This window comes from Flavobacterium sp. Root901 (genome assembly GCF_001429765.1).
Lineage (GTDB): Bacteria > Bacteroidota > Bacteroidia > Flavobacteriales > Flavobacteriaceae > Flavobacterium.
On record NZ_LMJB01000012.1, the window covers coordinates 20,681 to 32,548 of the forward strand.

The window sequence follows — 11,868 nt, forward strand, 5'->3', positions numbered from 1 at the left end:
TCTTTTATTTTTGTTTAAGGGCATAAATAATACCGTTTGCATCATCGGATATATATACTGTATTCTCTCCGATTACAACTCTGCAGGTCTTCCAAAACGTTCATTGCCAATTAAAAATCCATTTAAAAAATCTTCAGAACCCACTGCATTTCCCTTATTGTCAAAGTTGATACGCTGTACTTTATATCCACTTGGATTTTCTCTGTTCCATGAGCCATGCCAGCAGATCAATGCATCACCTTTATTAGGACCTTTATCAAAAAAGGCAAAGGCAATTGGCGCGCTGTGTGCCGGAAATTCCAGAACAGAAGGCTGTGTAAGCTTAGCCCATCCTTCCTTCGTATTTCCTATCGGATCTTCCCGGCTTTTATCTACTTCTTTTTTTCCGTAGGCAAATGGAAAACCATAATTTCCACCCATCACAATATGATTGAGTTCTTCAGGAGGCCATTCATCCCCTTTGGTATCACCTCCATTATCCAGACCCCACATTTCTCCAGAGCCCGGATGCCAGTCAAAACCAATAGTATTTCGAAGTCCTGAGGCATATAAAGTTCTTTTCAAGGTCTTTGGATCTACCTGAAGCATTGCGGCAGTTTCCTTATCGCTTTCCTTACAGTCGTTGCACACGCTTCCAACTGAAATATATAGTTTTCCATCAGGACCAAAATCCATAGTACGGTTTGCATGCTGTCCGCCGCTTGGCAGATCTTTAATAAGTGTATCTGCAGCTTTTGCCAAAGTACCATCTTCATTCAAAGCATATCTCAGTACTTTATTATTATTACAGAGGTACATAAAATTATCCTTAGAAGTAATGCCGTGCACCCCAGGGAAGTCAGCTACACGAATCATATTTTCAAATTTACCATCCTTGTCGGCATCGGTCAGCATTAATACATCACCGGCATCACGACGGGTAACGTACAGCTGCCCTTGTTTTCCCAGATAAAGCATTCGCGGTTTACCAAGTCCAACAGCAGCAGGAGTTACTGTCCAGCCGGGAGCGGTCTTGAGCCCTGATGCCAGTTTGCTGCTATATTCCATGTGGGCTGGGAAATTGGTAATAGTGGTTTTCATCGTATTTTCCCTTGGCGGAATCCCTTTCTGCCCAAACATTTTAGGGCTTATTGCGCTTAAGGCAAATATTAGGAGCAGTAATAGTTTAGTTTTCATAGCAATTGTATCTAAGCGTTATCAGATTGTTGTCTTTATTTACTGTTTTTGTTTTTTGCTTCTTTTAAAGTCTTTCATTCTTTTTTTAGCACCATCCTCAATACCTCTGCCTTCCTGCATCGGCTTATAAAGTGAACCCTGAGTATCCGGTACTTCGGGTCCTGTTTCTATCATGTACTTTTCTGCCATGTTACCTCCAATATGTTCACTCAATCTTGGAAAAACATTTGCACTGAAAGAAGCTGTCTTTGCCTTCCATCCTACTGCAACAATTTTTCTGGGTCTGAGTGATTTTCTTAAAATGGCATTAACTACTTTATCAGGTTTGTCCATCATAGACATTTTAGGTTCTACCCCGGTATAATTTGCGGCGTGTTTCCATATGGGTGTGTCTATAGCCCATGGTTCGATAGTGACAACTTTAATTTTATGATATCCATTAAGACGCAATTCCTGACAGAGTGCCAAGTCCAGACTTCTTATTCCTGATTTTGTTGCTGAATAACCAGTCTGATAAGCAAGGGGAATTTCAGCCATAGCGGACGCTGTATTAATAAGAACGCCTTCACCCTGTTTCATAAACTGCTCAACTGCAATTCTGCTCGAATAGAAAAACCCTTTTAAATTTACGTCTATAACCCGCATCTGATCTTCCATTGGTACTTCCCAAAAACGTCCGACAGCGGTAACTCCGGCCATATTTATCCAGACGTCAATCTTTCCATACTGACTTACAGCAGCCTCTGCCACTTTTTTTACCTCTTCCGGCTTGCTGATATCGGCAGTCATGGCTAAAGCATTTCCTCCTGACTTTCTGATCGAATCTGCAATTTCTTCCAGCAGTTCTGTCCTTCTGGCAGCAAGCACCACATTAGCTTTATATTTTCCTAGTTCTTGTGCAACTCCACGACCCATCCCGCTTGAAGCCCCAATGATCACGTATGTCTTTCCCGCTATTTTCTTTTGTCCGGCACTGCCTGTTTTCCAGGTAGTACAGCCCTGCAAAAAAAACATAAAACAGCACACAGCCATCCCAAGCAATTTTCTGTAGTGTAGAAGTTTTATCATAATCTTAATTTTAAACCGCTGGTCTGCCTGCAGCTCCTTCTTAAAAATCACGTACATGCTGCAGGAAGGCCGAATTAACAGCGGTTTTTTTTAACACTATAAAGCTTGCAATTATTTTACAATTGATTTTATATCATTATTTATAGAAATTGTATAATTACAACAATCGCAATACTTTACAATTATAAAAAATGGCATGAAAGTGACTAATACTATGATAATCCTAAAAAAATTTCATACTTAACAATTTTTAAAATGTAGATTTCTGCGATACGCCTACAAACAACCGTAATCTGCTTACAAAGCATTTGATAAAGCGAAATACTTTTGTTCTGTATTTAACATTTATTATTATGAAAGAAAAAAACAAAGTATGGTTCATTACCGGAGCTTCAAGGGGTTTTGGAAAAATTTGGACTGAAGCAGCATTAGAAAGAGGCGATAAAGTTGCCGCAACCGCAAGAAAACTGGAAAGCATTATTCATCTAAAAGACAAATATGGCGATAGTGTTTTGCCATTGGAACTGGACGTGACTAAACCGGAACAGGTTAAAGATGTTATACAGAAAGCACATGAACATTTCGGGAAACTTGACATAGTTTTGAACAATGCAGGGTACTCGTTAGTCGGCACAATTGAAGAAGCCAGTACGGATGAAATCCGTGCGCAATATGAAACCAATATTCTTGGCCCTGTAACCGTTATTCAGGCCGCTCTCCCACTTCTTAGGAGACAGGGCTTTGGACATATTTTGGGCACCTCAAGCAATGTTGGTCATATTACATTTCCAGTAATCGGGTATTACTGTTCATCAAAATGGGCTTTTGAAGCTATACATGAGAGTCTTGCTGCAGAAATTAAACAATTTGGCATTAAAGTAACCATAATTGAGCCAGGTGCTTATGCGACAGAGTTCGGCAGTCAGGAGTCTTTAAAATTTGCATCAACTTTAGATGTTTATGACAATTTCAAAGCAGAATTTATTAAAGGACTGCAAACAATGGAAAGAGGTAATCCTCAAGCCACTTCGCAGGCACTTTTTAAAGTAATTGATTCTGAAAACCCGCCATTAAGATTCAATTTAGGAAGCAACAATCTTACCTCGACAAAATCAGTTTACAGCGAAAGAATTGCCGAATGGGAAAAATGGGATGAAATTTCTGTATCAGCACAAGGTTAATTTTCAAATAAGAAAAACCGGTTATAATTTTATAATCGGTTTTTCACTATCTTTAAAACTATTATGAAAAAGGAAAATCAATCCCCACATCGATTTGAATCGCTTTCAGATGCACACAGATACTTTGAAATGCCCAAACCTAAGCATCCTCTTATCAGCATCATGAAAGGACGAAATCAATTTGCAAATTCTGAGAAACTTTCAACAAGGCATGTACTAAGCTTTTATAAAATATCCTATAAACCCAAATTAAACGGCCAAATAGAATATGGACAAGGACATTATGATTTTGATGAAGGCGGACTGCTGTTTGCAGCTCCAGGTCAGATTATAGGAGGAAATACAGATGATAGTGCCTGTTCAGAATATTCCCTACTTGTTCATCCTGATTTCTTTTTAGGTTATCCTTTAGCAAAAAAGATCAGGAATTACGGATTTTTCTCCTACTCTATTAAAGAGACGCTTCATTTGTCTGAAGAAGAGAAAAACATTGTTATTTCTATTTTTAGTTTCATGGAATCTGAGCTCAACAACCGTATCGATGATTTCAGTCATAATGTAATAATCTCTCAAATGGAACTTCTTCTGACATACGCAGATCGCTTTTACAAACGCCAATTCATTACCCGACAAGCCGTTAATAATGATCTTTTGCAAAAATTTGAAAGTCTTTTGGATACTTATTTTAAGGATGAACTGGCTCTACAAAACGGAATACCGACTGTCAGTTATTTTGCAGATCATTTAAATCTTTCTGCAAGTTATTTAAGCGACATGTTACGTTCCTTAACCGGACAAAGTACCCAGCAGCATATTCATGAGAGGCTTATTTATGAAGCAAAAGAAATACTTTCTACAACCGGTCTTTCTGTTGGCGAAGTGGCTTATAAATTAGGTTTTGAACATTCACAGTCATTCAGTACCTTATTTAAAACTAAAACAAAACAATCTCCTTTGGAGTTTAGAAAATCTTTTAATTAGAAAATAAAACAATATAAATCATTTTATTAACATAATTGTCCGGATATCATCGCATAAAGTATTTTCGTTATTTAAAATTTGATAATTTTTTTAAGGAATATCTTTGCTATTGTATTTAACATCAAAAACTATAATATGAGTAGGTTTAGTATTTTTTTAGCAGCATTTCTATTTATAACAATGAATTCGTGCGAATCATCGAAGGCGGCTGATTTTAAGAAATTGCTCGATCGATCGGAACGTAAAGCATTTGAGATTATTCTTGGAAAAGAAGGATCAGGACAGAAAAAGCTAAACTGTCTCGAAAAAGATGATTATAAAGGTGCTATTACGGCTGTTGATCAACAAGCTGAAGAGTTTGATATGCTGATTGCCGATATCAAGAAACATCCTGTTGAAGGCATTCCCGAAGCGAAACCGCTTAAAACTGCCTCCCTTGAATATTATAAATCCCTTAAAGAACTTCATGGATTCGATCGAAAAGAAATAGAACAGCAGGCACTTTTGCAAACACTAAAAGATAAGGCACTAAATAATGCTAATAATGAACTTATTAAACTCGGACGGCAAAAAAAATTACTTTATAATGCCGTTTATGAAAAGGAAAATATCCTGCATAACGCTGCTGAAAAATTTAACGCTGTGAATGGTTTTTAATTAGTCGATTAATTTGTTTTAACTTTATCTGACTGGCTTAGTTCTTTCATATATTTTTTTATTGCCGTAATAAAAATTTGAGTAAATCCCTTATAAGAATGAAGGGGTAGAAAGTTTAATACTTGTTTTTTGAATTTATAATTTTACCGGATGTGCCAAGTTAACACATCCAATAGAAATTGTATTTTAAAAAATGAACATTTAATTTTTAGAATTAATTGTGATCAATGATATAAGGCACTATCTTGTTTAATTCTTTTCACTTTTAAAGTTTCAAATTACTTATTTTTTAGTTTCTAATTCTTTTTCGATTTTTGAAACTCGCTCCACTATGTTTTTAAAAGTTTGATTTTCTTTTTCCAGTTTTTCAATTGCCATAGCTTGTTTTTCGATTGTTTTTTGCTGATCAATAGTATAAAGTGTTAACTCTTCAATTTTTTGAAGCAAGATATTCGACATTTCTCCAAGATGAAGACCGTTATCCTTAATCTCTTTAGCTGAAGGGACATTAGGTAAATGATATTTTTCTTTAGTAAACTTTTCTACCTCAGAAAGTGTAAGTAGCGTGTAATCTGGTTTTAGAGAAGATTGTCCCAAATAGTATTTCTCAAAAACATAATCAGCAGGAACGGTTGCTGTAACTTTGACTTCTGTAGCATGTATTGTCCCATTTACAGTAAGTTTAGAATCGGGTATAGTTGTTCCAATGCCTACATTACCATCATTAGGATTAATTGATAAGTTTTTAGGACCAACACCACCTTTTGATGATTGAATCCATGAATATTCACCCACTGTATTAATACCTAAATTTATATTCATTCTGTTAACTGCTCCATCGTGTACTGCTATACCATCCACACCTGACAACCCTGTACTGGTTGGAATTTTAACCTCAAATTTATTTGAGATTGAAGTTTGACCACCAATACCAATATTTCCGTTTGCTAAAATAGTCATAGCCAAAGATGGATTGTTAAAACCAAATTCAGTATATAATTTTAACCCAGTGGTATTAACAGTTTGTTTAAATCCTTCAATCTTTGCACCAATATGGTTGGCAAACCCTAATCCTACTGATACAGTCCCGTTAAGATCTAACGAAGAATAAGATGTATTATTTACATTTAAAGTATTTGCAATTAATGATGGTGCGGCAATTCCAACAGCTGTGTTACTATCAGCAATATTACTATCACCAATTACACCACTACTTATAAATTTAGTTACTTTATTTAAAGTTCCGGTCCCCGTAACTGATTGACCAATACTCAATGATGTTGCTAAAATAGTTGTTAAAAAAAGTATTATTTTTTTCATGATTATTTTTTGTCTTTTAGTTTATTTTTATTTATAAAGCCTTGACAATAAAGCTTTACAGGATTTATTTTCTTTTGTATGCCCTAATTTCCTCTGATTACTTAATCATATTTAGAGAGATTCAATTTTTGCACTTTCTGTAATTTAACACTCATTTATCCTAATTCACACTCCATTTTGAAATGTTCTCATCAATATGTTTTTTACTTCTTTAAGTGTTATTAAGTTGATTATTTAAATACAAATCTGACCAGCCTGTCATACATTTTTACTCCTTGAAAATTAATCATACCTTTAACTTCAAGTTATTATTTATTTGGATCGTTGTTCAAATACTAAACAATAAACATTTTTTGTCCGGTTGATATATAAGATGGAGAATTATTTTTTATGTTTTTTTAATATTTTTCATCATAAATATTATTTGCAACATTATGATATTTTATTTGAATATGCAATACTTCATAGTCTTTAAAAAAAACCGGTTATTTAGACAAAAAAATAATTTTACAGCAATCCGCTTTATAGTAAAGAAAAAAAATTGAGCTTTAAATAAATTCTAAAATAGTATGAGAAAAATTATCATTGCATTTATTATTATAACTACATTTTCTGCCCAATCACAAAATCCTGCATCAGAACCTAAAAATAAAAACCTTTCCTTTCCTGAAAAGAATTTTGAAACATTATGGCAGACTTTTGAGGATCATTATGCTTTTTTTACCTTACGCCACATCGACTGGAAAAAAACTTACCAAATATACAGACCACAAATTACATCTTCTACTTCTGAAGATACTCTTTTTAGTGTATTTACTAAAATGCTGGCGCCTTTTGAAGATAATCACATTAACGTCATCATACCATCGGTTAAACAATTTAAATCTGTAAAACCTTCCGAATTCCAAAAACAATTTCCAAATGATAGTTTGATAAACTCTTTTTGGAATATGGTTAACCATACTTTATTAAAAAATGATTTTGAACCTTTAAAAAGCATCGGTCCGGTCTTTAATAAAAGAAAACTATTTACATATTCGGTCTCAAAGCGTTTTGGTTATTTAAGATTTAACAGGTGTTTTGTTTCACAAGATTCAGACAACATCCCTGATGCTGTGGCAGCAGGAAAATTTTTAGATACCATCTTTAGCAGTTTTAAAAATGTAAAAAATATTATAATTGATGTTCGGGATAATATCGGAGGAAATGATGAATTTGCATTTGAAGCAGCAGGCAGATTTACCGACAAAAGAGTTATAGGCATGTATAAAAAGACCCGTAATGGTGGTTATGAAGATTTTGATAAGCCAGAAACCTGGTACATCGAACCTAAAGGAAAGAACAGCCAGACCTATTCTGTAATCGTACTAACAAATGATAAAACAGTAAGTGCAGGCGATGTTTTTGCAATGATCATGAAAAGTCTGCCCCGTGTAACAATTATAGGACAAAACACACGAGGTATTTATTCTGACATGTATGGTTTTGAATTACCAAATAAATGGCTGGTCTCATTATCTAATCAAAGATATTACAATGCAAAAATGGTATGTTATGAAGGTACCGGTACGCCTGTAGACATTCTAATAAAAAACACAAAAGAAGATTTAATAAATGATAATGACCCTGTTCTCGAGACTGCACTAAAACAAAAATTCTAAAAGCGAGTTGATGTATTAAGTTTCTCTTTGTATTAGGATTAATTTTTTCAAAATATTTTTTGGAGACACTTTGTACACCAAATTCTTTTCTAATAAATCAAGTCTCTATTTCAATGAAATACCAAAAGCTTCAGTTCTAATACTCCGCTAATCTTAATATTCTCTCCACCATTCAGCATTATCTATGATCTGAGTTTCATTTCCACAATCAATACATATTACCAATTTTAATGGACGTTTAAACAAAACATATTACGACGTTTAAACAAAATGACCGCTGAAGATACCTTTTACCTTTGTTCATTATAATAATTAAAATTTAAAAAATGGAACAGAATAATTATCAGGGCGCTTTACAAAAGCCTATTCAATCTGGATTTAATGCGTCATCTACAGCTGCAGAAGTAATAAAAGGAATTGATCTTAAAGGAAAAACGGCAATCGTAACAGGTGGAAATACCGGCATTGGTTTGGAAACCGTTAAAATACTTTCGGCTGCAGGAGCTTCAGTAATCGTTCCTGCAAGAGATGTAGAAAAAGCAAAAAGAAATTTAGAAGGAATTTCAAATGTGATTATTGATGAAATGGATTTAATGAATCCTGATTCTATAAATAGTTTTGCTCAAAAGTATGTGGATTCTAGCAGGCCAATTCATTTACTCATCAACAATGCGGGCATTATGTGGGTGCCGCTTCGCAGAGAAAGCCGTGGCTATGAATCACAACTGGCTACTAATTATTTGGCTACATTTCAACTAACTGCCAAGCTATGGCCTTTATTAAAAATAGCTGGAGGGGCAAGAGTTGTAAATGTATCTTCCGGCGGTCATCAGTTTTCTGATTTTAATTTTGAGGATCCCAATTTCCTTACACGCGAATACGAAACCCTTCAGGCATACGGACAATCTAAAACAGCTGTTAATCTTTTTTCATTAGAATTGGATAACCGCGCAAAATCGCATGATGTGCGCAGCTACTCACTGTGTCCGGGTGCTGTTGGAGGAACAGAATTAGGAAGAGAAGCACCTGTTGAATTATTTCAAAAACTGGGTTTCTGTGATGCAGAAGGCAATATACTTCCTGAAGTTGCGGCTACCTTAAAAAACATTGAACAGGGTGCTGCGACTACAGTGTGGGCTGCTACAAGTCCATTATTGCATACTATTGGCGGAGTGTATTGTGAACATTCAGATATCGCCTCATTACGTTCTGATGTCTCAGTTATTGGCGGGGTTAAACCCTATTCCCTGGATCAGGCTAATGCAGAAAAGTTATGGAAATTAAGCGAGGAACTCACAGGAACAAAATTTGATATTCACTAATATTTGTATCTTTATACCACATCAGCACTATGGATTATCACGTAAATTATATAAACAAGGACATTAAACTTTCCCATTATAATGGTAAATTGTTTAAGACAGAAGCGGCATTTGATGATCATCTGCTGGTGTGGCTGATCTCGGGCGAAACTAAAATTATTCAGGCCGATGAAACTTTTGAATTTGGTGCAGGAAGTACTTTTTTAATTCCAAGAAACCAGCTGGCGACTATTATTAACAAACCTAAAGACGGACTGCCGCATAAAGCTGTTGCAATGCATCTAAAAACAGAAAGATTAAGGGAAATGTATGGTCAGGGTAACACCATGCCTAAAACTGTGCAGTCAAAAATATTTAGTTTTCATAAACATCCGCTTTTAGAAAGCTGTCTGGCTTCGCTTATTCCTTACTTTGAAATGCAGGAGAATTTTCCTGAGCATATTGCTTCACTAAAAATCAATGAAGCTGTTTTTATACTCCAAACTATTGAAAAAGATATAGACGGTATTTTATCAAACTTTGAAGAACCCGGAAAAATTGATTTAATCCCTTTTATGGAAAAAAACTTTATGTTTAACCTGCCTTTGGAAAAGTTCGGATATTTGACTGGCCGCAGTATGACCACTTTCAAACGTGATTTTTTCAAAGCTTTCAGTTCTACACCGCAGAGATGGCTTACGAAGAAAAGACTGGAAGCAGCACATTACCTGCTGGCGCAAAAAAATAAAAAACCAGTGGAGGTATTTTATGAAACCGGTTTTGAGAATTTTTCACATTTTTCCTTTGCATTTAAAAAGCATTTTGGCTACTCACCCAGCACGCTTAATACAACCGATCTTTAAATATATTCGAAAGTTTTAATGAATTCGATTACACAAAAATCCGGCTCCACCTACAATTCCATGAATTTTTCAGTTCTATTATATCATTAACTGATCACGTTATAGAGTAGCACCAGGCTGGTTTATAGGAAGCATAATAGTAAAATCTGCACCAACTCCTGGCTCTCCTCCTGCATTTATGGAACCCTGGTGGCGAATCACAATTTTTCTGCATAATGACAGCCCCAATCCATTTCCTTCATAGCTGTCTTTTGAATGAAGGCGTTCAAAGGCATTGAATATTTTCCCTACATACTTGGGATCAAGGCCTATGCCGTTGTCTCTGACAAGAATTTTTACAAAACCTTCTTTATCACTCTCAACTGAGGTAATATCAATTTGGGGCGGCAGATTCGCTTTTGAGAATTTTAGTGAATTCTGAACCAGATTATAAAAAAGCTGGTGAATTAGTATCGGAGCACCTTCTATTTCAGGAAGTGGTCCGATATTTATTTCCGCTTTTTTTTCTTCAATAATAAGCTCCAGATCCATTTTGATCCGGCTCATGACATCATACAGGGAGATCCTGCTGACGGTCTGGCTGGAACTATTCAGGGTTGAGTACTGTAATATTCCTTCTATAATATTCTGCATCCTGTCTGCTGACTGATGTATTTTATGAGCATATTTCTGCTGTTTTTCACTTAACGGAACATCGGTATGGTCGAGAAGAAATCCATTGAAAATTTTAACTTTGCGCACCGGTTCTTTTAAATCATGACTCACCACATGGGCAAAATGTAGCAGGTCTTCGTTTGAACGGGTAAGCTCCCGTGTACTGGCGGTAACCTGTTTCTGCAATTCTTCGGCAAATTCTTTCTGCTGATGAATGTCCTGTGTAATGCCTATAATAGTGCTGGGTTTATTGAAGTCATCAGTAATGATTTTGGCATTGACCTTAATCCATCTGTAACCTGTGCCGTTTTTAATCCTTATTTCGTAGTTAATCAATCCGGTCTTTTCTCCTTCAGCAAAGGCATGTTCACGTATAATCAGATCATCGGGATGCATTTTTGCGGTGAGCATTTCATTCGTCAGCGGATCTTGCTCTCCTACTTCCCAGATTTTATTAAAGTTTTCAGATGTTTTTATACTCTTAGTGTCAAGATTAATTTCATATGTTCCCATTCCCGATGCGTCTACAGCCATACGAAGTCTTTCGTTGGAAAGCCTCAGCTGGTGATGCGCCTGGTGCAGATCTGTAACGTCGAGTCCGGTATTCATTAATCCATAAACCCTGCCTTGTTTATCATACAGCGGAATAAAACTGTAATTGAAATAGTATTCGGTCATAACACCATCATTTACCAGATCAACTCTCTTATCCTTAGCATGAAAAGGGATAGCGGTTTTATAGGCATTCAGCGCCTGATCATAAATGTTCTGCTTCTGGATTTCAGGAACGACATCGAGGTATTTTTTACCTATTACATCCTCTCCTTTTCCCCATGCTCTGATCATAGCCGGATTCGCATATTCAATTATAAGTTCATCCCCTATATACACCGCCATAGGATACGGCGCATGGTTTACCATGTCAGTAAGGAGAAGTATTTTATTTTCCATAAGGATGCTGATTTTGGCTGCTAAATTAAAAATGCCGCTATACTTGCGGTTTATA

General features: G+C 35.7%; 10 protein-coding genes. 6 read left to right on the forward strand and 4 right to left on the reverse strand.

Features of this window, described 5'->3' with window-relative positions; genetic code table 11:
• Positions 1–72: 72 nt before the first annotated feature.
• Both ASE21_RS21370 and ASE21_RS21375 read right to left on the reverse strand, forming a co-directional pair.
• Positions 73–1,176 (reverse strand): PQQ-dependent sugar dehydrogenase, encoded by a 1,104-nt coding sequence (locus ASE21_RS21370; RefSeq protein ID WP_242410322.1) that lies wholly within the window; start codon positions 1,174–1,176, stop codon positions 73–75.
• A 39-nt stretch (positions 1,177–1,215) separates the two neighbouring features.
• Positions 1,216–2,244 (reverse strand): SDR family NAD(P)-dependent oxidoreductase, encoded by a 1,029-nt coding sequence (locus ASE21_RS21375; RefSeq protein WP_157848793.1) that lies wholly within the window; start codon positions 2,242–2,244, stop codon positions 1,216–1,218.
• A gap of 353 nt (positions 2,245–2,597) precedes the next feature.
• Here ASE21_RS21375 and ASE21_RS21380 point away from each other — a divergent pair, with 353 nt between their 5' ends.
• The 3 genes from ASE21_RS21380 (at position 2,598) to ASE21_RS21390 (ending at position 5,063) form a co-directional block, all read left to right on the forward strand.
• Positions 2,598–3,425, forward strand: a complete 828-nt coding sequence (locus ASE21_RS21380) for an SDR family NAD(P)-dependent oxidoreductase (RefSeq protein ID WP_057124752.1) — start codon at positions 2,598–2,600, stop codon at positions 3,423–3,425.
• Positions 3,426–3,488: 63 nt separating this feature from the next.
• Positions 3,489–4,406, forward strand: a complete 918-nt coding sequence (locus tag ASE21_RS21385) for a helix-turn-helix domain-containing protein (RefSeq protein WP_057124753.1) — start codon at positions 3,489–3,491, stop codon at positions 4,404–4,406.
• A gap of 135 nt (positions 4,407–4,541) precedes the next feature.
• Positions 4,542–5,063: a hypothetical protein gene (locus tag ASE21_RS21390; protein ID WP_057124754.1), complete on the forward strand. Its 522-nt coding sequence runs from the start codon at positions 4,542–4,544 to the stop codon at positions 5,061–5,063.
• A gap of 282 nt (positions 5,064–5,345) precedes the next feature.
• Here ASE21_RS21390 and ASE21_RS21395 read toward each other — a convergent pair whose 3' ends face one another.
• A complete protein-coding gene (locus ASE21_RS21395; protein WP_057124755.1) occupies positions 5,346–6,383 on the reverse strand; it encodes a hypothetical protein in 1,038 nt (345 codons plus the stop codon).
• Between the two features lie 569 nt (positions 6,384–6,952).
• On the opposite strand from ASE21_RS21395, the gene ASE21_RS21400 reads away from it, so the two are divergent.
• The 3 genes from ASE21_RS21400 to ASE21_RS21410 all read left to right on the forward strand — a co-directional run bounded on the left by ASE21_RS21400 (position 6,953) and on the right by ASE21_RS21410 (position 10,208).
• The gene (locus ASE21_RS21400; RefSeq protein ID WP_057124756.1) at positions 6,953–8,044 is read left to right on the forward strand and encodes a S41 family peptidase; all 1,092 of its coding nucleotides are present in this window, start codon (positions 6,953–6,955) and stop codon (positions 8,042–8,044) included.
• A gap of 326 nt (positions 8,045–8,370) precedes the next feature.
• Positions 8,371–9,366, forward strand: a complete 996-nt coding sequence (locus tag ASE21_RS21405) for an SDR family NAD(P)-dependent oxidoreductase (RefSeq protein WP_057124757.1) — start codon at positions 8,371–8,373, stop codon at positions 9,364–9,366.
• Between the two features lie 29 nt (positions 9,367–9,395).
• Positions 9,396–10,208 (forward strand): helix-turn-helix domain-containing protein, encoded by an 813-nt coding sequence (locus ASE21_RS21410; protein WP_057124758.1) that lies wholly within the window; start codon positions 9,396–9,398, stop codon positions 10,206–10,208.
• A gap of 99 nt (positions 10,209–10,307) precedes the next feature.
• Here the strand turns inward: ASE21_RS21410 and ASE21_RS21415 are convergent, their stop codons facing one another.
• Positions 10,308–11,783 (reverse strand): PAS domain-containing sensor histidine kinase, encoded by a 1,476-nt coding sequence (locus ASE21_RS21415; protein WP_242410323.1) that lies wholly within the window; start codon positions 11,781–11,783, stop codon positions 10,308–10,310.
• Positions 11,784–11,868: the final 85 nt, after the last annotated feature.

Excerpts from the sequence above, each read along its gene's own strand:
- ASE21_RS21370 (WP_242410322.1), bottom strand. The coding sequence starts at position 1,176 with ATGAAAACTAAACTATTACTGCTCCTAATATTTGCCTTAAGCGCAATA.
- ASE21_RS21410 (WP_057124758.1), top strand. The coding sequence starts at position 9,396 with ATGGATTATCACGTAAATTATATAAACAAGGACATTAAACTTTCCCAT.
- ASE21_RS21385 (WP_057124753.1), top strand. The coding sequence starts at position 3,489 with ATGAAAAAGGAAAATCAATCCCCACATCGATTTGAATCGCTTTCAGAT.
- ASE21_RS21375 (WP_157848793.1), bottom strand. The coding sequence starts at position 2,244 with ATGATAAAACTTCTACACTACAGAAAATTGCTTGGGATGGCTGTGTGC.
- ASE21_RS21380 (WP_057124752.1), top strand. The coding sequence starts at position 2,598 with ATGAAAGAAAAAAACAAAGTATGGTTCATTACCGGAGCTTCAAGGGGT.
- ASE21_RS21400 (WP_057124756.1), top strand. The coding sequence starts at position 6,953 with ATGAGAAAAATTATCATTGCATTTATTATTATAACTACATTTTCTGCC.
- ASE21_RS21415 (WP_242410323.1), bottom strand. The coding sequence starts at position 11,783 with ATGGTAAACCATGCGCCGTATCCTATGGCGGTGTATATAGGGGATGAA.
- ASE21_RS21395 (WP_057124755.1), bottom strand. The coding sequence starts at position 6,383 with ATGAAAAAAATAATACTTTTTTTAACAACTATTTTAGCAACATCATTG.
- ASE21_RS21390 (WP_057124754.1), top strand. The coding sequence starts at position 4,542 with ATGAGTAGGTTTAGTATTTTTTTAGCAGCATTTCTATTTATAACAATG.
- ASE21_RS21405 (WP_057124757.1), top strand. The coding sequence starts at position 8,371 with ATGGAACAGAATAATTATCAGGGCGCTTTACAAAAGCCTATTCAATCT.